18 protein-coding genes are annotated in these 24,359 nt (G+C 74.6%); 12 read left to right on the top strand and 6 right to left on the bottom strand.

Features of this window, described 5'->3' with window-relative positions; translation table 11 throughout:
* The 10 genes from ABZ806_RS09945 to ABZ806_RS09900 form a co-directional block, all read left to right on the top strand.
* On the top strand, positions 1–1,005 hold a 1,005-nt coding region (locus ABZ806_RS09945), incomplete at its 5' end, for a FecCD family ABC transporter permease (RefSeq protein WP_500216497.1).
* Positions 1,002–2,078: a FecCD family ABC transporter permease gene (locus ABZ806_RS09940; protein ID WP_500216496.1), complete on the top strand. Its 1,077-nt coding sequence runs from the start codon at positions 1,002–1,004 to the stop codon at positions 2,076–2,078. The genes ABZ806_RS09945 and ABZ806_RS09940, both read left to right, overlap by 4 nt.
* The gene (locus ABZ806_RS09935) at positions 2,075–2,899 is read left to right on the top strand and encodes an ABC transporter ATP-binding protein (RefSeq protein ID WP_500216495.1); all 825 of its coding nucleotides are present in this window, start codon (positions 2,075–2,077) and stop codon (positions 2,897–2,899) included. The genes ABZ806_RS09940 and ABZ806_RS09935 overlap by 4 nt, the downstream gene beginning before the upstream one ends.
* Positions 2,900–2,983: 84 nt before the next feature.
* Positions 2,984–5,020, top strand: a complete 2,037-nt coding sequence (locus tag ABZ806_RS09930; protein ID WP_500216494.1) for a SpoIIE family protein phosphatase — start codon at positions 2,984–2,986, stop codon at positions 5,018–5,020.
* A gap of 146 nt (positions 5,021–5,166) precedes the next feature.
* Positions 5,167–6,219: a FecCD family ABC transporter permease gene (locus ABZ806_RS09925; RefSeq protein WP_500216493.1), complete on the top strand. Its 1,053-nt coding sequence runs from the start codon at positions 5,167–5,169 to the stop codon at positions 6,217–6,219.
* Positions 6,216–7,283, top strand: a complete 1,068-nt coding sequence (locus ABZ806_RS09920; RefSeq protein WP_500216492.1) for a FecCD family ABC transporter permease — start codon at positions 6,216–6,218, stop codon at positions 7,281–7,283. Before ABZ806_RS09925 ends, ABZ806_RS09920 begins: the two co-directional genes overlap by 4 nt.
* Positions 7,283–8,149 (top strand): ABC transporter ATP-binding protein, encoded by an 867-nt coding sequence (locus ABZ806_RS09915; RefSeq protein ID WP_500216491.1) that lies wholly within the window; start codon positions 7,283–7,285, stop codon positions 8,147–8,149. Before ABZ806_RS09920 ends, ABZ806_RS09915 begins: the two co-directional genes overlap by 1 nt.
* An 83-nt stretch (positions 8,150–8,232) precedes the next feature.
* Positions 8,233–9,282 carry an iron-siderophore ABC transporter substrate-binding protein gene (locus ABZ806_RS09910; protein WP_500216490.1) on the top strand — a complete coding sequence of 350 codons (1,050 nt, stop codon included), beginning with the start codon at positions 8,233–8,235 and terminating at the stop codon, positions 9,280–9,282.
* A 17-nt stretch (positions 9,283–9,299) separates the two neighbouring features.
* Positions 9,300–11,084, top strand: a complete 1,785-nt coding sequence (locus tag ABZ806_RS09905; RefSeq protein WP_500216489.1) for an ABC transporter ATP-binding protein — start codon at positions 9,300–9,302, stop codon at positions 11,082–11,084.
* A 7-nt stretch (positions 11,085–11,091) separates the two neighbouring features.
* The gene (locus tag ABZ806_RS09900; RefSeq protein WP_500216488.1) at positions 11,092–12,804 is read left to right on the top strand and encodes an ABC transporter transmembrane domain-containing protein; all 1,713 of its coding nucleotides are present in this window, start codon (positions 11,092–11,094) and stop codon (positions 12,802–12,804) included.
* Positions 12,805–12,820: 16 nt separating this feature from the next.
* Here the strand turns inward: ABZ806_RS09900 and ABZ806_RS09895 are convergent, their stop codons facing one another.
* From ABZ806_RS09895 to ABZ806_RS09870, 6 genes are all read right to left on the bottom strand, one after another.
* A complete protein-coding gene (locus ABZ806_RS09895) occupies positions 12,821–14,077 on the bottom strand; it encodes an NAD(P)/FAD-dependent oxidoreductase (RefSeq protein ID WP_500216487.1) in 1,257 nt (418 codons plus the stop codon).
* A complete protein-coding gene (locus ABZ806_RS09890) occupies positions 14,074–15,513 on the bottom strand; it encodes an NAD(P)/FAD-dependent oxidoreductase (RefSeq protein WP_500216486.1) in 1,440 nt (479 codons plus the stop codon). The genes ABZ806_RS09895 and ABZ806_RS09890 overlap by 4 nt, the downstream gene beginning before the upstream one ends.
* On the bottom strand, positions 15,510–16,943 hold the full coding sequence (locus ABZ806_RS09885; RefSeq protein ID WP_500216485.1) for an FGGY family carbohydrate kinase: 1,434 nt from the start codon (positions 16,941–16,943) through the stop codon (positions 15,510–15,512). Before ABZ806_RS09885 ends, ABZ806_RS09890 begins: the two co-directional genes overlap by 4 nt.
* Positions 16,940–18,490: an amino acid permease gene (locus ABZ806_RS09880; protein WP_500216484.1), complete on the bottom strand. Its 1,551-nt coding sequence runs from the start codon at positions 18,488–18,490 to the stop codon at positions 16,940–16,942. The genes ABZ806_RS09885 and ABZ806_RS09880 overlap by 4 nt, the downstream gene beginning before the upstream one ends.
* A 79-nt stretch (positions 18,491–18,569) precedes the next feature.
* Positions 18,570–19,343: a DeoR/GlpR family DNA-binding transcription regulator gene (locus ABZ806_RS09875; protein WP_500216483.1), complete on the bottom strand. Its 774-nt coding sequence runs from the start codon at positions 19,341–19,343 to the stop codon at positions 18,570–18,572.
* Between the two features lie 586 nt (positions 19,344–19,929).
* On the bottom strand, positions 19,930–20,712 hold the full coding sequence (locus tag ABZ806_RS09870; RefSeq protein ID WP_500216482.1) for an SAM-dependent methyltransferase: 783 nt from the start codon (positions 20,710–20,712) through the stop codon (positions 19,930–19,932).
* 151 nt (positions 20,713–20,863) lie between these two features.
* On the opposite strand from ABZ806_RS09870, the gene ABZ806_RS09865 reads away from it, so the two are divergent.
* Together ABZ806_RS09865 and ABZ806_RS09860 are read left to right on the top strand one after the other, a co-directional pair.
* Positions 20,864–23,422, top strand: a complete 2,559-nt coding sequence (locus tag ABZ806_RS09865) for a molybdopterin-dependent oxidoreductase (RefSeq protein ID WP_500216481.1) — start codon at positions 20,864–20,866, stop codon at positions 23,420–23,422.
* Positions 23,419–24,348 (top strand): FAD binding domain-containing protein, encoded by a 930-nt coding sequence (locus ABZ806_RS09860; RefSeq protein ID WP_500216480.1) that lies wholly within the window; start codon positions 23,419–23,421, stop codon positions 24,346–24,348. Before ABZ806_RS09865 ends, ABZ806_RS09860 begins: the two co-directional genes overlap by 4 nt.
* Positions 24,349–24,359: the final 11 nt, after the last annotated feature.

The raw sequence follows: 24,359 nt of genomic DNA, 5'->3' as shown, positions 1-24,359 counted from the left end.
GTGGGGCGGGCCCCGCCCCGCGTCCGCCTGCTGTGGCTGCTGGCCACGGTCCTGGTGCTGGCCGTGCTCATGGTGGTCTCCGTCGCGTTCGGGTCGCGCGACGTCGCCTGGTCGGACGTGTGGGCCGCGCTCGGCGGCGCCGACGGCACCCTCGAAGAGGCCGCGGTCGCCAAGCGGATCCCGCGCACCCTGCTCGCGGTGGTGATCGGCGCCGCGCTCGGCCTCTCCGGCTGCGTCATGCAGGGCGTCACCCGCAACCCGCTCGCCGACCCCGGCATCCTCGGGGTCAACATGGGCGCGTCGCTGGCCGTCGTCACCGCCGTCGCGTTCTTCGGGCTCACGTCCCCGACCGGGTACATCTGGGTCGCGATGGCGGGCGCCGCCGCGTCGGCCGTGTTCGTCTACACCGTCGGGTCCCTCGGACGCGGCGGGGCGACCCCGTTCAAGCTCGCCCTCGCCGGAGCCGCCACCTCGGCGGCCTTCGCGTCCCTGGTCAGCGCCGTCGTCCTGCCGCGCAACGACATCGCCGGGGGCTTCCGGCTCTGGCAGGTCGGCGGGGTCGGCGGCGCGTCCTACGAGCGGATCGGGCAGGTGCTGCCGTTCCTCGCCGCCGGCTGCGCCATCTGCCTGCTGTGCGCGCGGGCGCTGAACTCGCTCGCCCTCGGCGACGAGATCGCGGCCGGGCTCGGCGAGCGCGTCGCCCTCATCCGGGGCACCGCCGCCCTCGGCGCCGTCATCCTCTGCGGCGCGGCCACGGCCGTCGCCGGGCCGATCGCGTTCGTCGGGCTCCTCGTCCCGCACGCATGCCGGCTGCTCGCCGGCGTGGACCACCGCTGGCTGCTGCCGTTCACCGCGCTCACCGGCGCGGCGCTGCTCACCGCCGCCGACGTCGTCGGCCGCGTGGTGGCGCGCCCCTCCGACATCGAGGTCGGCATCGTGACGGCCCTGATCGGCGCGCCGTTCTTCATCCAGATCGTCCGCCGGCAGAAGGTGCGTGAGCTGTGACCGCCGCCCCGCCCGCCGTCTCACCCGCCGTCTCACCAGCCGCCCCGCCCGCGGCGGTGCTCGTCGCCCGCGGCCGCCGCCGGCGCGCCGCCCGGCGCCGCCTCGTCGTGCTGACGCTGGCGGCGCTCGCCGCCGCCGCGTTCGCCGTGACGCTGATGGCCGGGCACACCTTCTATCCGCCCGGCGACGTGGTCCGCGTCGTGCTCGGCGAGCAGGTGCCGGGGGCGTCCTTCACGGTCGGGCGGCTGCGGCTGCCGCGGGCCGTCCTCGCCGTCGTCGCCGGATTCTCCTTCGGGCTGGCCGGCGTGACCTTCCAGACGATGCTGCGCAACCCCCTCGCGAGCCCCGACATCATCGGCATCAGCTCGGGGGCGGGCGCCGCCGCGTCCATCGCGATCATCGTGTTCTCCCTCGGCGGGACGCAGGTGTCGGTCTTCGCGATCGTCGCCGCGATCGGCGTCGCCCTGCTGATGTACGTGCTGGCGTTCCGGGACGGCGTGGCCGGCACCCGGCTCGTCCTGATCGGCATCGGGGTCGCCGCGATCGGCGACAGCGTCATCTCCTACGTGCTGTCCCGGGCCGCCGAGTGGGACCAGCAGGAGGCCGGCCGCTGGCTGGCCGGCAGCCTCAACGGCGCCACCTGGACGCAGGTGCTGCCGGCCCTCGCCGCGCTCGCCGTCCTCGGGCCCGCCCTGCTGTTCCTCGCGCGCGACCTGTCGGCGATGCAGCTCGGGGACGACACGGCGTCCGCGCTCGGCGTCCGGGTCGAGCGCACCCGCATCGCCGTGCTCGTCGCCGCCGCCGGGCTGATCGCCTTCGCCACCGCGGCGTCCGGGCCGATCGCGTTCGTGGCGTTCCTGTCCGGCCCCATCGCGGCGCGGCTGCTCGGCACCGGCGGCTCCCTGCTCGTCCCGGCCGGGCTCGTCGGCGCGCTGCTCGTCCTCGTCGCCGACTTCACCGGCCAGTTCGCGTTCGACACCCGCTACCCGGTCGGCGTCGTCACCGGCGTCCTCGGCGCGCCCTACCTCGTCTACCTGATCGTCCGCACGCACCGGTCCGGAGGCTCGCTGTGACCACGTCCCACTCCCTCGCCGCCGAGCGCCTCACGCTCGGGTACGGCGACCGCTCCGTCATCGAGTCCCTCGACCTGGCCGTCCCGGCCGGCGAGGTCACCGCCATCGTCGGCGCCAACGCCTGCGGGAAGTCGACGCTGCTGCGCTCCCTGTCCCGGCTGCTCGCGCCGCGCGCCGGGCGCGTCGTCCTGGACGGCAGGGAGGTGCACCGCATGCCCGCCAGGGAACTGGCCCGCACGCTCGGGCTGCTGCCGCAGTCGCCGGTCGCGCCCGACGGCATCACCGTCCTCGACCTCGTCTGCCGCGGCCGCCACCCCCACCAGGGGATCTTCTCCCGGTGGAACGCCGCGGACGACGCCGCCGTGGCCGCCGCCCTGGAGGCGACCCGGACCACCGACCTCGCCGACCGCAGCGTCGACGAGCTGTCCGGCGGGCAGCGCCAGCGGGTCTGGATCGCCATGGCGCTGGCCCAGGAGACCGACCTGCTCCTGCTGGACGAGCCCACCACCTTCCTCGACGCCAGCCACCAGGTCGACGTCCTCGACCTGCTGACCGACCTGAACCGCACCCGCGGCACCACCATCGTGATGGTCCTGCACGACCTGAACCTCGCCGCCCGGTACGCCGACCACCTCATCGCCCTCGCCGGCGGCCGGCTGCACGCCTGCGGCGGGCCCGCCGAGGTCCTCACCGAGGAGGTCGTCCGGGCGGTCTTCGACCTCGACAGCCGCATCATCGAGGACCCGGTCTCCGGGCGGCCGCTGATGCTGCCCATCGGCCGCCACCACGTCCGGCCGCACGCGCAGAAGGTCCCCGGCTGACCGTCCCGGCCGCGCATACAGCGGGGCCCGCCGTGCATAACCCTGGGAACGGGGTTCATCGGGGGTAGGGACGGAGGCCACGCGATGGCCGCATCCGACAGCAATCGGGACGAACAGGCGGAACGTCCGCCGGCCGTCGTCACGGTCGGCCGGGACGGCGCCGTGACCGGCTGGACGCGGGCGGCGCAGGACCTCCTCGGCTACCGGGGCGCCGACCCCGGCGGCGGTGCCCGCCCGTTCGCGCGAGCGCCCGCGGGCCCGTCGGACTGGGCGGACAGGTTCGGCGGCCGGGACCACTGGTCGGGCCTGCTGGAGGCACGGCGGCGCGACGGCGGCGTGGTCCTCGTGCGCGCCGACGTCGTCCGGCTGCACGGCCCGGGGGCGCCGCACTCCTGGTCGGTGGCCATGACGGCGGCGGACGCCGCGCCCGAGCCGGTGGGCTCGGTGCTCGAACCGCTGATGAGCCGCACTCCCATCGCCATGCTCATCTGGGACACCGACCTGCGCTGCGTCTGGGCGAACGCCGCGACCGAGCGCCTGCTGCCCGCCTTCCCCCACTACCGGGTCGGGAGCGTGCTCACCGAACCCCCGCCGGGCATCGACACCGGCCCGGCGCGGGCGGCGCTCCGCAAGGTGCTCGCCGACGGCGTCCCGCTGTTCGACGAGGAGGTCCACCGGACGTCGCCGGACGGCCGCGCCGACTTCACTCTCTCCATCTCGCACTTCCGCCTCGACGGCGCCGACGGCCGGCCGCTCGGCGTCTGCTCGATGGCGCTGGACATCAGCCACAGCCGCGCCCGCCGCCGCCTCGCCCTGCTGCGCGAGGCCAGCACCCGCATCGGCACCACGCTCGACGTGCGGCGGACCGCGCAGGAGATGGCGGACCTCGCCGTACCGGTCCTCGCCGACTACGTCACCGTCGACCTCGCCGAGTCCGTCCTGCCGGACGCCGAGCCCCTGGAGCGGCTGACGGCGACGGAGGCGAGCGTCCCGGTGTTCCGCCGCGCGGGCGTGGCCTCGATCCACGACGGCGTCCCCGAGTCGCTGTGGCCGATCGGGGAACCGGTGTTCGTGCCTCCGTCGTCGCCCTTCATGGAGGTCCTGGCCACCGGGCGCTCCCATTTCGAGCCCGTGCTCGACACCTCGCCCGGCCGCTGGCTCGACCAGGACCCGGACCGGGCCGGAGTCATCCACGCCACCGGCATGCACACGCTGATCATCGTCCCGCTGCGGGCCCGCGGCGACACCCTCGGCGTCACCGTGTTCGTCCGCACCGACAACCGGACGCCGTTCACCAGGGACGACCTCGTCCTCGCCGAGGAGCTCGGCGCCCGCGCCGCACTGAGCCTCGACAACGCGCGCCAGTACACCCGCGAGCACGCCGCCGCCCTCGCCCTCCAGCGCAACCTGCTGCCGCGCAACCTGGCGGGCGGCGGGGCCGTCGAGGTCGCCTCCCGGTACGTGCCCTCCGACATGCACGCCGGCGTCGGCGGCGACTGGTTCGACGCGATCCCGCTGGACGGCGGCCGGGTCGCCCTCGTCGTCGGGGACGTCACCGGGCACGGCATCAACGCGGCGGCGACGATGGGACGGCTCCGCACCGCCGTCCGCACCCTCGCCTACCTGGACCTGCCGCCCGACCGGGTGCTCGCCCGGCTCGACGAACTGGTCGTCCGGCAGGCGGCCGAGGACGGGACGGCCTACGACATCACCGGCGCCACCTGCGTCTACGCCGTCTACGACGCGGCCTCCCGGCGGTGCACCGTGGCCGCGGCGGGCCATCCGCCGCCCGCGATCGTCGAGCCGGGCGGCGGGGTGAGCTTCCCCCGCCCGCCCGAGGGCACGCCGATCGGCCTCGGCCTCGGCGCGTACCGGCCCCTCACCGTCGACCTCGCCGAGGGCAGCCTCATCGCGCTCTACACCGACGGCCTCATCGAGACCCGCGAGTCCGACATCGAGGCGGGCATCGGCCGCCTGGCCGGCGCCCTGGCCCGCGCCGGCCTGTCCCGTGCAGAGCCGCCCCTGGACGACTTCTGCTCCACCGTCGTCCGCCTCATGACCGGTGACGGCCCCAACGAGGACGACGTGGCCCTCCTGGTAGCCCGCACCCCCACCACGTAGCGATGGGCGTCCTGGACCACCGGCGGTTCCCGGGGCCGTCCGCGCTCCGCCGTTGAGGCTTAGGTTAGGCTTTCCTTAATCGATCTTTGATTTCGGAGGAAAGTGGTGCTAGCCGGACTCGGCCCGCGCGGATGAGCGTGGTCACGGTGAAGCGGCCCGTGGCCGGTCCCGCGGCCGGGGTCGCGGCGGCGCGCAGGCGGCGGATCGCCGGGCTGGCCGTGCTCGCGGTGCTGCTCGCGGGCGCCGCGGCGGGATCGCTGGCCGTCGGCGCGCGGGCGCTGAGCCCCGCCGAGGTCTGGGACGGGCTGTTCGCGTCGCCGGGCCCCGACCAGCGGCTCACCGAGATCAGGCTCATCGTGCAGACCGTGCGGCTGCCCCGGACGGTGCTCGCGATCGTGGCGGGCATCGCCCTCGGGGTCGGCGGCGCCCTGATCCAGGGGGCCACGCGCAACCCGATCGCCGACACGGGACTGCTGGGGGTGAACTCCGGCGCCTCGTTCGCCGTGGTGACGGCGGTCGCGGTGCTCGGGCTCACCAACCCGTTCCAGTACGTCTGGTTCGCGTTCCTCGGGGCGGCGGCCGCCGGGGCCGTCGTGTTCGGGCTGGCGAGCATCGGGCGCGGGGCCGGCGATCCGCTGACGCTCGCGCTGGCCGGGCAGGGCGTCACCGTCTTCCTGGCGGCGATGACCACGGCGATCGCGCTGTCGGACCGGCAGTCGCTGAACGCGCTGCGGTTCTGGAACGCGGGCTCGGTGGCCGGCGTGGGGTTCGGCGTCATCTGGCCGGTGGCGGCGTTCGTCGCGGCCGGGCTGGCGCTGGCGCTGGCCGCGCTGCCCGCCGTCAACCTGCTCAACCTGGGCGACGACGTCGCGCGGGCGATGGGGGTGAACATCGCGGTGAGCCGGACGGCCGTCGTCGTCGCGATCACCCTGCTGGCGGGCGCGGCGACGGCCGCGTGCGGCCCCATCGCGTTCATCGGGCTCATGGTGGCCCACGTGGCCCGCCACCTGACCGGGCCGGACTACCGCTGGCTGGTGCCGTACGCGGGGCTGCTCGGCGCGGTCGTCCTCCTGGCCTGCGACATCGTCGGCCGCGTGGTCGTCCGGCCGGGCGAGCTGGAGGCGGGCATCGTCGTCGCCCTGGTCGGCGCCCCGTTCTTCGCGGCCCTGGTGTGGCGCGGGAAGCTGAAGGGCGTATGAGCGGGACGGACGTGCGCCGGGTGGCGCCGGGTGTGCGGCTCGGCGGGGTGTCGTTCCCGTGGCGGCCCTGGCCCCTGCTGGTCACGCTGCTGCTGGCGGCGGCGGCCTTCCTGGTGTTCTGCCTGTCCATCGGCGCCGGGGACTTCCCGATCGCCCTGCCGCGCGTGATCGCCACGCTGGCGGGCCGCGGCGAGCGGGTCGACGAGTTCGTGATCATGGATCTGCGGCTGCCGCGCGCCCTGGCCGGGCTCGTGGTGGGCGTCGCGCTCGGGACCTCGGGGGCGATCACGCAGTCCATCGCCCGCAACCCGCTGGCCAGCCCGGACGTCCTCGGGATCACCCAGGGCGCCGGCGCGGTCGCGGTGCTGCTGCTGACGGTGTCAAGCGGGGCCGGCGCGGCGGTCGCCGGCTCGGTGGGCGTGCCCGCGGCGGCGCTCGCGGGCGGCCTCGGCACCGGCCTGCTCGTCTACCTGCTGGCGTGGCGGCGCGGGATCGACGGGTTCCGGCTCATCCTCATCGGCATCTCGGTGAGCGCGCTGATGCAGGCGCTCACGACGTGGCTGCTGGTCACGGCCGACATCACCGACGTGGCGCGGGCCCAGGCGTGGCTGATCGGCTCGCTGGACGGACGGGGGTGGGCCGAGGTGAAGGTGGCGCTCGGGTGCACGCTCGTCCTGCTGGTCGTCGTGGCGGGTGCCGCGTTCCAGTTCAGGCCGCTGCACTTCGGCGACGAGGTCGCCGCGGGCCTCGGCGTCCGGTACTCGCTGGTGCGGGCGGTGATGCTGCTGTGCGCGGTGCTGCTGGCCGGGGCGGCGGTGAGCGCGGCGGGCCCGGTCCCGTTCGTCGCGCTGGTGGCGCCGCAGGCGGCGATGCGGCTGGCGCGGTGCGCGACGCCGCCGCTGGCGGCCTCCGGCCTGCTCGGCGCGCTGCTGCTGATCGGCGCGGACCTGGTGGCGCGGACGGTGCTCCCGGTCGGCCTCCCGGTCGGCGTGGTGACCGCCGCGATCGGCGGGCCCTTCCTTGTCTATCTGCTGGTGCGGGCGAACCTGAGACGGGTGGCGTGATGGTGAAGCGGAGGCGGACCGCCGGGAGCGCGGTGATCGAGGGCGGGGCGCGGCTCGCCGCCCGGGGCGTCGCGGTCGGCTACGGCGGCCGGGCGGTCATCGACGGGCTCGACGTGGAGATCCCGTCCGGGGTGATCACCACGATCATCGGCCCCAACGGCTGCGGGAAGTCGACGCTGCTGCGGACCCTGTCGCGGCTGCTCAGGCCGGCCGCGGGCACGGTCGTTCTGGACGGCGCCGACATCGCCGGGCTGAGGACCAGGGACGTGGCGAAGAAGCTCGGCCTGCTGCCGCAGGCGCCGGTCGCGCCGGAGGGGCTGACGGTCGCCGACCTCGTCGCCCGGGGCCGCCATCCGCACCAGGGCTGGCTGCGGCAGTGGTCGTCGGACGACGCCGACGTCGTGGAGCGGGCGCTCGCCATGACCGGGGTGGAGGACCTGGCCGCCCGTCCGGTCGACACGCTGTCCGGCGGGCAGCGGCAGCGCGTCTGGATCTCGATGATCCTGGCCCAGGGCACCGACCTGCTGCTGCTGGACGAGCCGACCACCTACCTGGACCTCGCGTACGCGATCGACGTCCTCGACCTGGTGGACGACCTGCACGAGTCGGGCCGCACCGTCGTCATGGTGCTGCACGACCTCAACCTCGCCACGCGCTACAGCGACAACCTCGTCGTGATGCGGGCGGGCTCGATCCTCGCGCAGGGTCATCCGCGCGACGTGATCACCGCCGAGCTGCTGCGCGAGGCGTTCGGGCTGCGCGCCGAGGTGATCGACGACCCGGTGGGGGACCGGCCGCTCATCGTGCCGATCGGCCGCGCCCACGTCCGCCCGGAACTGGACGACCAGCCGGAATCGGTCCGTTAGGTTAGCCTAACCTTATTTGATCGTGCTAGGGTAAGGCCGCCCTTACCGGGCAGTAGCGGACAGCACAAAAGCGAGGATTTCGCATGCCCCTGCAATCGACGCGACCCACCGGATTCTGGCGGCGGTGGGCGGCGATACTGTCCGCCGCGATCCTCGGCGCCGGACTCCTCGCGGGATGCGGTTCCGGCTCCGGCGACGAGGCGGCCGGCGACGCCCCGGCCGCGGCGGGCGGCGTGTTCCCGGTCACCGTGGAGCACGCGTTCGGGTCCACGGAGGTCGCCAAGGCCCCGCAGCGGGTCGTCTCCGTCGGCTACACCGACGACCAGGCCATCCTCGCGCTCGGCACCAAGCCGGTCGGCATGGTCGACCAGTACCCGAACCCGCCCGGCACGAGCCCCGACATCAACACCCAGTGGCCCTGGGTGAAGGACGCGTGGGGCGACGCCCGTCCCGAGGTCGTCATGAACAACGGCGACTCCGGCCCGAACTTCGAGAAGATCGCCGCGCTGCGGCCGGACCTGATCATCGCGGTCTACTCCGAGATCGACCAGGCCGCCTACGACAAGCTCTCCAAGATCGCCCCGACGGTCGCGCGGACGAAGGCCGAGAAGGAGCCGTTCAGCGCGCCGTGGCAGGACAACGCGGTGCACATCGCCAAGGCCCTCGGCAAGGAGGCCGAGGGCAAGAAGATGGTCGCCGACATCCAGGCCAAGCTCGACGCCGCCCGCAAGGCGCACCCCGAGTTCGCGAGCCAGACCGCCGTCGTCCTGTCCTGGTACAAGAACTCGGTCGCGCCGTTCACCACCACCGACGTGCGCGGGCAGGTCGTGACCGGCATCGGCTTCAAGGGCGCCACGGAGATCGACAAGATCGCCGGCGGCAAGTTCTTCACGACGCTGTCCCCCGAGCGCATCGACCTCATCGACGTCGACCGCATCTTCGTCATCAACGACAAGGCCGACCAGGAGGCGCTGAAGAAGTTCGAGCTCTTCACCAACCTCTCCGCGGTCAAGGACGGCAAGGTGTCGTACCTGCTGGACAGCGAGGGCCCGGCGGTCGGCGCGGCCATCTCGCAGAGCACCCTGCTGTCCCTGCCCTACGCGATCGACGAGATCGTCAAGTCGGCCGGGTAGGTGCGTGAGCAGCACCGATGAGCACCACCGATACGCGCCCCGCCCCGGCCGCCCTGCGCACGGCGACCGGGCGCGAGGCCGCCCGCTGGGTCGCGGCGTACTGCCGCGCGACGCCCTGGCCGACCACGGCCGCCGTGCTCGCCACGGTGGCCGGGGCGGCGCTCCAGGTGCTGCCGGTCCTGCTGCTCGGCCGGGTGGTCGACGGGGTGGCCGGCGGCGGATCACCGGCCATCCTGATCACGGTCGGCGCCCTCATGGTGGCCGCCGCGCCGCTCGGCGCGGCGGCCACCGCGGCGTCGGAGTACCTGATCGGGCGGCTCGGCGCGGACCTGCTCGCCCGGCTGCGCGAGGGCGCGGTCAAGGCCGTGCTCGGCATGCCGAGCGCCCGGATCGAGCAGGTCGGCCGAGGGGACGTGCTCTCCCGGGTCGGCGATGACGTCGCCGTCCTGTCCAAGGGCATCCGGACGGCCGTCCCCACGGTGTTCTCGGCGGGGGTGCTGGTCGCCATCGCCACCGCCGGCATGTTCGGCCTCGACTGGCGGCTCGGCCTCGCGGGCGCCGGCGCGCTGCCCGCGTACGCGCTGGCGCTGCGCTGGTACCTGCCGAGGTCGGCGCCGATGTACCGGCGGCAGCGGGCGGCCCAGGCCGACCGGGCGCAGGAGCTGATCAGCGGCCTGGACGGCATCGGCACCGTCCGGGCGTACCGGCTGGAGGACGCCTTCCGCGCGAACGTGACCCGCGAGTCGTGGCGGGTGCGCGATCTCGGCATCGACGTGTTCCGCCTCTTCGGCCGGTTCGTCGGACGGGAGAACCGCGCCGAGTTCATCGGGCTCGTCCTGATCATCGTGGTGGGGTACGCGCTGCTGGAGGCCGACGCCGCGAGCCTGGGCGACGTGTCGGCGGCGCCGCTGCTGTTCCACCGCCTGTTCAACCCGCTGGGCTCCATCCTGTTCACCTTCGACGAGGCGCAGAAGTCGGGCGCGAGCCTGACCCGGCTGGTCGGGGTGCTGGGGGAGCCCGCGGAGGAGCGGCTGGTGGGCGGCACCCCCGTCCCGCCGGACGCCGCGGCCCACCCGGTCACCGTCGAGGGGCTGACGTTCCGCTATCCCGACACCGAGGAGCCGGTCCTGCGGGACGTCGACCTGACGATCCCGGCGGGCGGCTCCCTCGCGCTGGTGGGCGCGACCGGAGCGGGCAAGTCGACGCTGGCCGCGCTCATCGCCGGCATCGGCACGCCGCAGTCCGGTTCGGTGCGCATCGGCCCGGTCGACCTCGCCGGGCTGGACGAGGCCGGGGCGCGGGCCCTGGTGAGCATCCTCACGCAGGAGACGCACGTGTTCTCCGGCCCGCTCGCCGACGACCTGCGGCTGGCCGCGCCGGAGGCGACCGACGCCGACCTGCGGGACGCCCTGCGCACGGTCGGCGCGGACGGCTGGGTCGACGCGCTGCCCGACGGGCCGCGGACCCGGGTCGGCGAGGGCGGCGAGCGCCTCGACGCCACCAGGAGCACCCAGCTCGCGCTGGCCCGGCTGGTGCTGACCCGGTCGCCGGTGGTGGTGCTGGACGAGTCGACCGCCGAGGCCGGCAGCCAGGGCGCCGCCGAACTGGAGCGGGCCGTCCTGGCCGCGTGCCGGGGGCGCACGACGCTGTTCGTCGCGCACCGGCTGACCCAGGCGATGGCGGCCGACCGGATCGCCGTCCTGGACGCCGGGCGCGTGGTCGAGCAGGGCGCGCACGACGAACTGGTGGCGCTCGGCGGCCGGTACGCGCGGCTGTGGCGGGCCTGGCGGGCGGGTGGCTGAGCCGGCGATGACGACCCCCGACACTCCGGGACCACGCACGGGGCCCGAGATCCTGCGGACCGCGCTGCGCCGCAACGCCGGCGCCATGGCCTCGGGCACCGTACTGATGGGCCTGTACCAGGCGGGCGAGACCGCGTTCCCCATCGCGCTCGGCCTGATCGTCGAGCACACGATGCGGGACCGGAGCCTCGGCGCGCTCGGCCTGTCCGTCGCCGCGCTCGCCGTGATCATCACGACCGTGTCGTTCTCGTGGCGGTTCGGGATGCGCATCCTGCAGAAGGCCAACACGACCGAGGCGCACCGCTGGCGGGTGCGGGTCGCGGCCTGCGGGCTGCAGCCGGTGCCCCGGGACACGGGCCTGAAGTCCGGCGAGGTGCTGACCATCGCCACCGAGGACGCCGACCAGACCGCCGACATCATCGAGGTGGTGCCGCTGCTGATCAGCTCGCTGGTCGCGGTGCTGATCGCGGCGGTCGCGCTGGGCATGGCCAGCATCGGGCTCGGCGTGCTGGTGATCGTCGGGACCGTCGCGGTCCTGTCGGTGCTGAGCGTGCTGTCCAGGCGGATCGGCGCCAGTACCCGCGAGCAGCAGGCACGGGTGGCGCGCGCGGGCGCGAAGGTCGCCGACCTCATCGCGGGCCTGCGCCCGCTGCACGGCTTCGGCGGCAACCACGCCGCTTTCCGCTCCTACCGCGAGGTCAGCACGGAGGCGCGCGACCAGGCGGTCACCGTCGCCAAGGCGAACGGCGCGTACGCGGGCGCGGCCCTCGCCCTCAACGCGCTCCTCGCCACCGCCGTCACTCTGCTGGCCGGACGGCTCGCGTTCGACGGCCGGATCAGCACCGGTGAGCTCGTCATGGCCGTGGGGCTGGCGCAGTTCATCATGGAACCGCTCAAGCTGTTCTCGGAGATGCCGAAGTACGTCATGGTCGCGCGTGCGTCCGCCGACCGGATGGCCCTGGTACTGGCCGCGCCGCCGGTGATGACCCCGGGCACGGAACGTCCGGCCGAGGACGGCGGCCTGGAGGTCGACTCCGTCCAGTACGGGGCGCTGCGCGAGGTGAAGTTCCAGGTGGACGCCGGCGAGTTCGTCGCGATCGCCGCCTACCAGCAGCGTGCGGCCGCCGACCTCATGGCGCTGCTCTCCGGCGACGTCCCGCCCGCTGCGTACGAGGGCGTGGTGCGGGTCGGCGGCCGGGAGGCGGCGGACCTGTCGATCGACGCGCTGCGCGAGCACATGCTGGTGAACCCGTCCAACGGGGAGATCTTCGCGGGCACCCTCCGCACGAACATCGACCCGTCGGGCACCGGCCGGACGGTCGAGGCCGCCGTCGAGGCGGCCGTCGAGGCGTCCATGCTGACCGACGTCGTCGCGCTCCACCGCGAGGGGCTCGACCACGCCGTCCGCGACCGCGGCGCGAACCTGTCCGGCGGGCAGCGCCAGCGGCTGTCGCTGGCCCGCGCGCTGGCCGCCGACGCCGCCGTCCTCGTCCTGCACGACCCGACCACCGCCGTGGACGCGGTCACCGAGCAGCTCATCGCGCGCGGCATCGCCGGGCTGCGGCGGGGCCGGACCACCCTCGTGATCACCAGCAGCCCGGCCCTGCTGGACGCCGCCGACCGCGTCCTCGTCCTGGACGGCGGCATCATCACCGCGGAGGACACGCACCGCAACCTCCTCGGCGCGGACGAGCGCTACCGCCTGACCGTCGCGCGCTGACCGCCGGTCCCGGCGGTCATCGGCGGAGCGAGACGCGCACGTCGCCGTCGTCGGCGGTGACCGCGTCCAGCATGCCGCTGGGGATGCGGAACACGCGGCCGGGCGCCGCCGGCCACGGCAGGCGGCGTTCGGCGACGGTCCGTCCGTTCTGCGTGACGGTCACCCGGGGGAAGGGCACGTACTCGTCCACCCAGGCCAGCAGCCGCCCGCGGGCGGGGCCGCGCCCGCCCGGCCGGTACGCCGACGGGGAGATCCAGCGCAGCGGCTCCTCCGCGACGATCCGGACCGCGCCGCCGGGGCTCTTCCCCCCGGCCAGATGGTCGAGGACGCTCCGGGCGACGTGCGCGCCGTCGAGGGCCGCGATGTCCGCGGTGTCCACGGGATGCAGCATGTTGCCCGCCGCGAAGACCTCCGGGCGGCTCGTGCGCAGGGCGCCGTCGACGGCCGGGCCGAGCGTGCCGGGGTCCAGGTCGAGGCCGCCGGAGCGGACGAGTTCGTTGTCGGGGATCCAGTCCCCGGTGAACACGACCGTGTCGCAGGGCACGATGTGGCGCCGGCCGGTGCGCGTGTCCTCGATCTGCACGGCCTCGACGCGGTGCTTGCCGATGACCCGGGTGACGCGGGTGCCGGTGCGCAGCGGCACCCGCAGCCCGAGCCGGCCCGCGACCGGGAGCGCCGCGTACGCCTCGCCGCGCGGACGCTCCGAGGTCATGAGCACGGTCCGGCAGCCCGCCTCGCGCAGCGTCAGCACCGCCGACCAGCTCACCAGCTCGCTGCCGACGACGACCGCGCGGCGGCCCGGCCTGCGGTGCCGCAGGTGGACGAGGTTCTGCAGGTGGCCGGTGGTGTAGACGCCGTCCGGGCGGTCACCGGGCACCAGCCGCGCCGTGCGCGGACGCTCCCGGGCGCCCGTCGCCAGCACCACCGCCCCGGCGCGGACCTCGTACAGGCCGTCCGGCGCGGTGACCTCCAGCGCCCCGTCCGGGGACCAGCCGGTCACCATCGCGCCGGTGCGGATCTCCGCGCCCGCCCGCGCCGCGCTCTCGGCCATGCGGCGCGCGTAGTCCGGCCCGGTCAGGACGCGGTGCAGGTCGCGGACGCCGAAACCGGTGTGGGCGCAGTGCCGCGGGATGCCCCCGGCGTGCTGCTCCCGCTCCAGGACGAGCGGCCGCCCGGGAACCGCCCCCGCGAGTTCCCGTGCGGCGCGCAGCCCGGCCGGGCCCCCGCCGACGATGGCCACCGCGGGCGTCAGCCGGGTGCGCGTCGTGCTCATCGTTCGCCTTCCTCGTCGGTTCCCCCGGCTGAGCCCCGCAGCGCGTCGTCCAGCATCCCGGTGACGTTCGCGCCGCAGTAGAAGCCCTGGCAGCGTCCGTTCATCGCGCGGGTGCGGCGGCGCAGCCCGTCCATGTCGCACGGCGGGACCGTGCTCGCGAGCGCGTCGCGGATCTCGCCGCGGGTGACCCGTTCGCAGAAGCACACGATCGAGCCGTACTCCGGGTCGGCGGCGATGCGGCCGGCGTCCGCGTACGGGCGCGGGAACGCCTCGCCGATGTTGGGCATGCGCGGGGGATCGGGCAGATCGGTGCGCTCGTCCAGCTCCAGGCCCGCTTTGCCCAGCAGGTCCAGCAGGTGCCGGGCGACCGCCATGCTGGACGTCAGGCCGGTGGAGCGGATGCCCCCGGCGACGGCGTAGCGCTGTCCGGCGTCCACGCCGATGGTGTAGTCGGAGACGTCGCTGGCCGCGCGCAGCCCCGCGTAGGTCGCGGTGACCTCCTCCTTCAGCAGCCGCGGCATGATGCGCTCCCCGCGCTCCAGCAGGAACGCGTAGCCGTCCTCGGTGGTCGAGGTGTCGGCGCGGTCGGTCATGTCCTCGGCGGTCGGGCCGAGCATGACGTTGCCGTAGATCGTCGGGCTGATCAGCACGCCCTTGCCGAGCTTGGACGGCACCGGCAGCACGATCCGGTCCACCAGCGGCCGGGCCTGCTTGTCGTAGACGAGCAGCTCGCCGCGCCGCGGATGCAGGTGGAACCGGTCGTGCCCGAACTGCGCGTCGATCACGTCGCTGCCGAGCCCGGCCGCGTTGACGACCCACCGCGCGCGGACGTCGCCGCCGCTGGTGTGCAGGACGGTCGCGTCCGGGCCCGCGGTGACGGACTCGACGCGGTGCGACCGCAGCAGCCGCACGCCGCGCCGGACCGCGTCGGTCGCCAGCGCGAGCGTGGTCGTCCAGGTGCAGATGATGGACTCGCCCGGCACCGTCAGCCCGCCGAGGGCGCCGGGGCCCAGCGAGGGGACCTGCCGGTACACCTCGTCCGGGCCGACGATCTCGCTCTCGCCGTAGCCGTTCTTCTCCGCCTTGGCCTTCAGGCCGGGGAGCGCGGCGAGCTGCTCGTCGTCCCAGGCGACCAGCAGCGCGCCGGTCGGCTCGTAGGGGATGCCGGTGCGGTCGGCGTAGTCCTTGAGCAGCCGGTACCCCTCGGCGACCAGCCGCGCCTCCAGGGTGCCGGGGGAGGCGTCGAATCCGGTGTGCAGGATCGCCGTGTTCGCCTTGCTGGTGCCGTCGCCGACGTCGCGGCGGGCGTCCAGCAGGACGACGTCGAGCCGGTGCCCCGCCAGGGCGCGGGCGATCGCCGAGCCGACGACGCCCGCCCCGATCACCGCGACGTCCGCGACCCGCCGGTCCGGCGGAGCGGTCTGCGGTGTGCTCACTTCTTCTCCCTTCCGATCGCGGTGCTCTCGACGGCGTCCCGCCACCGCGCGCGGAACTCGGCGGCCTGGTCGGCGCCCATCCGCGGGGTGTAGGAGGTGTCCGGCGTCCAGCCGACGATCGCGTCGGCCAGCGGCAGCGCCGGGTCGGCGGCGCTGCGCGCGAACGCCACCGCCCCGAGCGCGGTCGCGTGCTCGGACGGGAACACCTCGACCGGCGTCTGCAGCAGGTCGGCGACCGCCTGCATCAGGACGCGGCTGCGGGTGAGGCCGCCGTCGACGCGCAGCCGCGGCAGGGCGGCGCCGGTGTCGCGGGCCGTGCAGTCCGCCAGCTCGGCGACCTGCGCGGCGATGCCGTCGAGCACCGCCTTGACCAGGTGCCCGGCCGTGCTGGACAGCGTCATGCCGGTGAACGACGCGGTCGCCTCCGGCTCCCACCACGGCGCCGACAGCCCGGCCAGCGCCGGCACGCACAGCACGCCGTCGGCGTCCGGCGCGGCGACCCGGTCGAGGTCGGGCGCGCCGCCCACCAGGCCGAGGTCGGCCAGCCAGCGCACCGCCGAGGCGGCGGTCGGGACCTGGCCGTCCAGGCAGTAGGACGTCTCGCCGCGCACCCGCCACGCCACCGACGCGGCCAGCCCCGAGCCGGACCGGGCGGGCGCCGTGCCCATGTTGGCCAGCAGGAACGCGCCGGTGCCGAACGTGCACTTGGCCTCGCCCGGTTCCAGGCACCGCTGGGCCAGCAGCGCGGCCTGCTGGTCGACGACCAGGCCGCCCACCGCGGCCCGGCGGCCGAACGCGGTCGTCTCGCCGACGGTCTCGTCGCAGGCCGCGATGTGCGGCAGCGGCTCGTCCTCCAGCCCGAACACCGCCAGCAGCTCGGGGCTCCAGGCGGCCGTGTCCAGATCGGTGACCAGCGACCGGGACGCCGTCGACACGTCCGTGACGAACTCGCCGGTGAGCCGGTGCAGCAGCCAGGTGTCGGACGTGGTGACGACGCCGTCGCGGGTGAGCCGGTCCCGGATCCAGCGCATCTTCGGCGCCGAGAAGTACGGGTCGAGCACCAGGCCGGTGCGCCGGGCCACCAGGTCCGCGAACTCCGCGCGCTCGGCGCAGATGTCCGCGGACCTGCGGTCCTGCCACACGATCGCGGGCGTGAGCGGTTCGCCGGTGGCGGGGTCCCAGGCCAGGACGGTCTCGCCCTGGTTGGCCAGGGTCACGCGGTCGACCCCGGCCCCCGCCTCGGCGACGGCGCGCCGCCCGGACTCCAGCACCGAGTCGAGGAGCTCCCGGGAGTCCTGCTCGACCCCGCCACCCGACAGGTAGCGGGGTCGCACCGGCAGTTCCACCACGCTCAGGACGCGGTCGGAGCCGTCCACGACCATGGCCTTGGTGCCTGACGTGCCCTGGTCGATGGCCAGCACGGTGGTCACGGACGGCCTCCGGGAGCCTGCGTCGGCTGCTCGGGGGCGTCCTCGTCCAGGACCTTGTCGATGTCGTGCATGTCGGGCATGGTGAGCCCCTTGGTGCCGTGCCGGATCAGCAGGTACGCCAAGTAGACCGCACCGATCGCCGACATCACCGCGACGTAGCGCCAAGGCTCGGCGAAGGACGAGTCACGGAAGATCAGCAGCTCGTAGGCCAGCCAGCAGACCGCCACCACCAGCACCGGGATCTCCCAGCGGCCGAGGTCGAAGCCCTTGGACGGCGGCAGGTTCCGCCGCTTGGCCAGGTACAGCGCCACGGTCGCCGCGTAGATGATCGCGGGCAGCAGCGTCGCCGCCGAGAACAGCGAGAACAGCGCCTGGGTGGAGCGGGCGAACAGCGCCAGCAGGATCTGCGCGACCACGAACATGAACACGGCCGCGTTCATCGGGGTGCCGGTCGCCGGGTTGATGCGGCGCAGCAGCTGCCAGCCGGGGAACCGCTTGTCCCGCGACATCGCCCAGACCAGCCGGGCCCCGCTCAGCGAGATCACGAGCCCGCAGGAGAAGATCGAGACCACGACGAGGACGAGCAGGCCCTTGCCGACGTAGGAGCCGAGCACCCGGGTGATGACGTCCGCGACCGGGGTGTCGGACTGCGCCAGCGCGGACGGGTTCTCCGCCAGCGCGGTCACCGCGACCAGGAACAGCATGCCGAGCACGCCGAGGCCGATCACGGCCTGCGCCATCGCCTTCGGCACCACGCGCGCCGGGTCCTTGGTCTCCTCCGCCAGGTTCGCCGCCGACTCGAAGCCGACGATGGTGAACGCGCCGAGCAGGAAGCCGAGCGCCCACGGCCCGACCGAGGTCGCCCCGCCGAGCGAGAAGTAGCCGTCGCTCGGGACGTCGCCCTTGCTGAACAGGGTGCCGAAGTCCAGGTCGCCGGTGAACGCGCCGACCGCGAACAGCAGCACGGTCAGCGACACCATGCCGATCAGCTGGATGGTGACCGCGACGGTGTTGACCCGCTGCGTCGCGCGGGTCGACAGGGCGACCAGGATCGCCTGCAGGAGCACCACCACGGCGGTGATGACCCACGCGTTCTGGCTGGTGCCCTCGTACTGGAACAGCACCGGCAGGATCGTCGCGGCGATCGTGTAGTCGACGGCGACGACCACGACGCCGAGGAACATGAACGAGATCCAGCCCATGATCCAGCCGAGCACCGGGTTGGCCAGCCGGGACGTCCACTGGTAGGCGTAGCCGCTGACCGGGATCCGGGCGGCGAGCGCGCCGAAGATCAGCGCCACGCTCAGCTGGCCCACCACCACGATCGGCCAGGTCCAGATGCCGAGCGGGCCGGAGCTCTGCAGCACCGACCCGTAGGCGGTGAAGATCCCGGTCGCGATCGACACGAACCCGAACGCCACCGCGAACGAGGCGTACCAGCCGAGCTCGCGCTTGACCTCCTGCGCGTAACCGAATTCCGAGAGCCCGTCACCGGACGCGGGCGGGCCCGCCGCCGCGCCGCGGGACGGCGTGGAAGAATCGGTCATTGATCGTCTCCTTGTACATTCATGAGGGGATTGGCGATCGGGCCGGGCGACGTGGCAGCGCCGCCCGGCCACCATGGACTCACCCGGTCGCCACGATGAGGCCGCCGGAGTCCTCCAGGGCCTCGCGCAGTGCCGGGGACGGCATCTCGTCGGTGATCAGTCCATCGAAGTCGTCCAGGCCGCACACCCGGTGCGCGGCGACGCGGCCGAGCTTGCGCGAGTCGGCGAGCACGTACGAGCGCACCGTGTTCGCGATCATCACGCGGCGGGTGGCGACCTCGTCCAGGTGGTAGTCGGTCAGGCCCGCCGCGACGTCCACCCCGCCGGACCCGAGGAACGCCACGTCCGCGTTCAGGTCGGCGAAGAACCTCGCGGTGTCGGCGCCCGCGCAGGCCAGGTCGCCGGCCCGCAGCCGCCCGCCCGCCACCAGCACCTCGACCCGCGGCCGGCCGGCCAGCTCCGCGGCCGCCAGCAGCGAGCACGTCGCGACCACGCCGTGGTGGTCCTGCGGCAGCGCCCGCGCCGCCTCCAGCGCGGTGGTGCCCACATCGATGATCAGGGTCTGCCCCGGCCGCACCAGCCCGGCCGCCGCGCGCCCGATGGCCGCCTTGGCCTCCCGGTCGGCGCCGGAGCGCTCGGCGAACGGCGCCTCCTCGCCCGACCCGCCGACGACGCTGGTCGCGCCGCCGTGCACCCGCACCAGCGACCCGCGCCGCTCCAGCGCGACCAGGTCGCGGCGCACCGTCTCGGCGGACACGCCGAGCATCGCCGCGAACTCCTCGGTCCGCACCACGGACCGGTCGCGCAGCGCCTTCCGGATCCGCCGGTGCCGCTCAGGCGCGAGCACGGCCACTGACTGACTTTGTGGAAGATTGACCGAACATATGGGGAAGTGTGCATAACTATGGAGTTTTAGTCAAGACAACCCCAGGTCACAGCCCCTGCAACGGCCCGATCCGCCCCTGCCGCGGCCCCCCCGCGGGGGCGTCGGCGTCCCCCCGAACCGTTCCGTCCGGCGACCCGTCCCACAGAGGGACGAGGGCAGAAGAGCCATGGCGGTGAAACAGGATGCCGCGCCGGCGGCACCGGCCCGGCGCCGCTCGGCCTGGACGCGGGGCCGCGTGCCCGCCGCACTGGCGGTGGCGACCGCCGGCCTGCTGGCCCTGCACCGGCTGGTGCCCGGCCGGATGGGCAGCCTGCTGGAGGCGTTCCTGCCCTGGCTCGGCCTCGTGATCGTCGTCCTGGCCGGCGCCGCGCTGCTGCGCCGGCCAGCACAACGTCAGCGACGAGAACACCGACCCGGCGGGCACCGCCCGCGCGCTGGCCGCCGCGAAGCCCGACCTCATCGCGCTGGAGGAACTGGTGCCGGCGGCACTGCCCGTCTACGCGCGGACCCTCGCCGCCGGCTTCCCTCCGCTGACGAAGCCGGAGGCGGCGGGTCACTTGACGGCTATGCCGCCGTAGACCCAGGCGCCGCCGCTCGCGGCGGCCTCTTCGGCGTCGGCGTACCAGCGGTTCACCTTGACCAGGCCCGGCTCGACGAGGGGGAGGCCGTTGAACAGGCGCAGGATCGCGTCGTGGCCGCGGAAGTTCATGGTCGCCGAGGCGTTCTCGTAGGCGGACTCGATGATGCGGACGAGGTCGGCCGGGCGGTCGTCCAGGGTGCTGTGCGAGATGACCAGGTGGCTGCCGGGCGCCATCCGGTCGGTGAAGGCGCCGACGATGCCCGCCGGGTCCTCGGCGTCGGTGACGAAGTGCAGCATGGCGTTGAAGATGACGCCGACCGGGCGGTCGAAGTCGATCAGGCGCGCCACCGCGTCGGAGGCGAGGACGGTCTCGGGGTTGCGCATGTCGGCCTGGATCGCGGCGGTGCGGTCGTCGGCGGCCAGCAGGGCGCGGGCGTGCACGATGACGATCGGGTCGATGTCCACGTAGACGACATGGGCCTTCGGGTGGACGCTCTGCGCGATCTCGTGGACGTTGCCCTGGTTGGGCAGTCCGGCGCCGAGGTCGATGAACTGGTCGATGCCCTGCGCGGCGACGTGGGCGATGGCGCGGCCGAGGAAGCGGCGGTTCGCGCGGAGGGCCTCGACGCCGTCCGGGATGGAGTCGATGAGGTGGCCCGCGAGTTCGCGGTCGGCGGCGTAGTTGTCCTTGCCGCCGAGCACGTAGTCGTACATGCGGGCCACGTTCGGGGTGCTCGGGTCGATCCCCTGCGGCACGACTGGCTCCTGCGACACCGATGCTTCCCGTCTGCCGTGGCCGATAGAACGTTCTAAAGGATCATAGAGGCTCAGATCGTGCGTAAGTAGTGAATTACGGGGTCCGCTGTGCCACGATGGCGCTGATCACCCCCCGGCGCATGGAGCGCGTATGGAATTCACCCTCAACGGCAAGCCCGTCGACGTCGGCGTCGAGCCCGCGGAGACCGTGGCGGGGGTGCTGCGGGAGCGGGTGGGCCTGACCGGGACCAAGGTCGCCTGCGGCACGGGCGTGTGCGGCACCTGCACCGTGCTGGTCGACGGCCGCACGGCGGCGAGCTGCCTGCTGCCCGCCGGGACGGTGGCCGGCCGCGACGTCACGACCGTGGAGGGGCTCGGCGGCGACCATCCGGTGCAGCGGGCCTTCGCCGCGCACGACGCGCTGCAGTGCGGCTACTGCACGCCGGGCTTCGTGGTGGAGGCGGCGGCGTTCATGGACCGGTGGCGGGCCGGGCACGGCGCGTCCGAGCCGTCCCGCGAGCAGATCGCCGAGGCGCTGGCCGGTCACCTGTGCCGCTGCGGAGCGTACGCCGGCATCTACGCGGCGGTCGCGGCGGCGTGCGCGGGCGAGCACGACGACCCCGAGGACGGCTCGGCGGACGGGGCGGCGGACGGCGGTGCGGTGGCGCCGGTGCGCGTGGAGGCGCTCGAAAAGATCACCGGCGCGGCGCGGTACACGGCGGACGTCGTCCTGGACGGGCAGCTCGAAGGCGTGATCGTCCGGTCGCCGCACCCGCACGCGACGGTGGGCGAGATCCGGTGCGAGGGCCCGCTGGCCGAGCTGCTGCCGCCGGACCGCGTCGTCCGGTACGCGGGCCAGCCGGTGGCGGCGGTCGCCGCGCCCACCCGGGCCGAGGCGCTCGCGATCGCGGCGCGGGTCGAGGTGGAGTACACGGTGCTGCCCGCCGTCCTGTCGCCGGACGACGAGACCGTCGTCTACCCGACCAAGGAGTCGTGGCAGGCGGCGCCGCGCGCCAACGAGGGCCCGCTCGCGTCCGCCAAGTGGAACGGCAACGTGCGCGGGCCCGCCGGGATGAGCTGGCGCGGACGCACGGCCGTGAAGCGCATCGAGAAGGCCCGGAGCGGCGGCGGCCAGGCACTGGTGGAGGCCACCTTCACCACGTCCGCGCAGGCCCACACCTGCATGGAGCCGCACGGCTGTGTGGCCCGCTGGGACGACGGTGAACTGCATCTCCACCTGTCCACCCAGGCCGTGACCCGCGTCGCGGCCCAGGCGGCCAAGCGCTGGAAGCTCGGCCCGGAGCAGGTCCACATCGCGGCCGAGCATGTGGGCGGAGGGTTCGGCTCCAAGGTCAACGTCACCGCCGACGTGGTGGCGGCCGTGGAGCTGTCCCGGCTGCACGGCACGCCCGTCCGGGTCGTCCTCAGCAGGGAGGAGGAGCTCGTCGACGGCGGCAGCCGCCCCGGGGTGCGCGTCGAACTGGCACTCCTCGCGGACGCCGACGGCGGGCTGGCGGCCTTCACCATGGACGCCCACGGCGACGCCGGCGTCTCCATCGGGTCCAACGCGGCCTGGCACTCGCGGTTCTTCTACGGCAACGCGCCGCGCCGGATCCGCGACTACGACCACATCACCAACCGCGCCCCCGGCATCCCCTTCCGCGGCCCCGGCCTGCCGCCGATGCTGTGGGCGCTGGAGCAGGGCGTGGACGAGATGGCGCTGCGCCGCGGCGAGGACCCCCTCGCGCTGCGCCGCCGCTGGGACGGCAACGCCAAGCGCCACGCGCTCTACGACCGGGCCGCCGACCTGCCCATGTGGCGCGATCGCACCGATCCCGGCGACGGCCGCATGCGCCGCGGCGTGGGCGTCGCCGCCGCGAACTACATGTACTTCGTCGACCCGGGCACCAAGGTGTCGCTGGCGGTCGAGCAGGGCGCCGTGGTCGCCCGCATCGCCGCCCAGGACATCGGTACCGGCAGCCGCTCGGTGATCGCCGAGGTCGTCCGGGCGGGGCTGGAGTTGCGGCCCGGCCAGGTGCGCGTGGAGATCGGCAACAGCGACCACGCCTACGGGCCGACGTCCGCCAGCAGTTGCACGACCCCGTCGGTCGCTCCGGCGGCCGAGGACGCGGCGCGCCGGCTCCGCAAGGCCCTCGGCGGCCGCACCCTCGATGAGGCCGAGGGGCTCCAGGTCGTCGGCAGGCGCCCCCGGGACCGCCGCGGCTACGTCACGCCCTTCCCCCTGGACCACTTCGCCATCGGACGCGGCTTCACCGGGGCCGTCGTCATGACCGAGGTCGAGGTGGACACCCTGCTCGGCCGCGTCCGGCCGACCCGGGTGTGGTGCGGGGTGTCCGCCGGGCACATCTACGCGCCCCGGCTGGCCCGCAACCAGTGCGAGGGCGGGGTCGTCCAGGGCATCGGCTACGCGCTGTTCGAGCAGCGCCGGGACGACCCGGGCACCGGCACCGTCCTCACCGCGAACCTGGAGGACTACCGCATCCCCGGCATCGCCGACACTCCGGAGATCGACGTGTACTTCCACACCGAGGGCTGGGACCACGTCCCCGGCCGCGGCGTCGGCCTCGGCGAGATCTGCACGGTGGCCGTCGCCGCCTCGATCGGCAACGCCGTCCGGCACGCCACCGGCTGGCGCCCGCTGGACCTGCCCGTCCGGCCCGACCTGCTCCTGGAGGGGATCGGCGCGTGACCACCATCGAGGACGCCGCCAGAGCCGTCCGCGACACCGGCGGCGAACTGCGCGCCGGCGGCACCGACGTCATGACCCGTCCGGCCCGGCCCCCGGTCGACCTGCTCGGCGTCCCCGGCCTGCGCGGCATCGGCTGGCAGGCGGACGGCTCCGCCCGCATCGGCGCGGTCACCGCCATCGCGGACCTGCTCGCCGACGACCGCCTGACCGCGGCCTACCCGGCGCTCGCCGCCACGGCCGCCGCCGTCGCCACCCCGCAGATCCGCAACGTCGCCACCGTCGGCGGGAACCTCCTCCAGCGCAACCGCTGCTGGTACCTGCGCAACCCCGCCTTCACGTGCCACCAGACGGGAGGCGACAGCTGCCCGGCCCGCGAGGGAGACCACCTCTACTCGGCGGTCATCGACCAGGGCCCGTGCATCGCGCCGCACCCGTCCTCGCTGGCCGTGGCACTCCTGACGTACGGCGCCACCGTTGAGGTGCACGGCCGGGACGCGCTGGGCGTCACCGACCTGTACGGAGACGGCAGCGACCCGGCACGCGACCACTGCCTGGACGCCGCCGAGGTCCTCCAAGCGGTTCGCCTGCCCGCCCCCGCGCCGTCCGAGCGAGGCGCCTACCGCCGCGCCACCGCTCGTGAGATGGCGGAATGGCCGCTGGTCGAGGCCGCCGCCCGCCTCACCTTCGACGGCGACACCGTCAGCACGGCCGCCGTGGCGGTGGGCGGAGTGGCCCGCACGCCCCTCCTCCTCCCAGAAGTGGCCGAAGCGCTGGTGGGAAAGCCCGCGACCGAGGAGGCCCTGGCCGCCGCCGCGGATCTGGCGACCGCCCGCTGCGCTCCTCTGCCGCAGACCGCCTACAAGGTGCCGCTGCTCCGCGCCACCCTGATCGACACCCTCACCGCCTGCGCGGCCCCGGCCCCCTGACCGCCGGCCCG

It is taken from the genome of Spirillospora sp. NPDC047418 (genome assembly GCF_040643275.1).
GTDB lineage: Bacteria > Actinomycetota > Actinomycetes > Streptosporangiales > Streptosporangiaceae > Spirillospora.
Note: the sequence above shows the minus strand (reverse complement) of the source record. Positions and strands in the feature narration are given on the sequence as shown.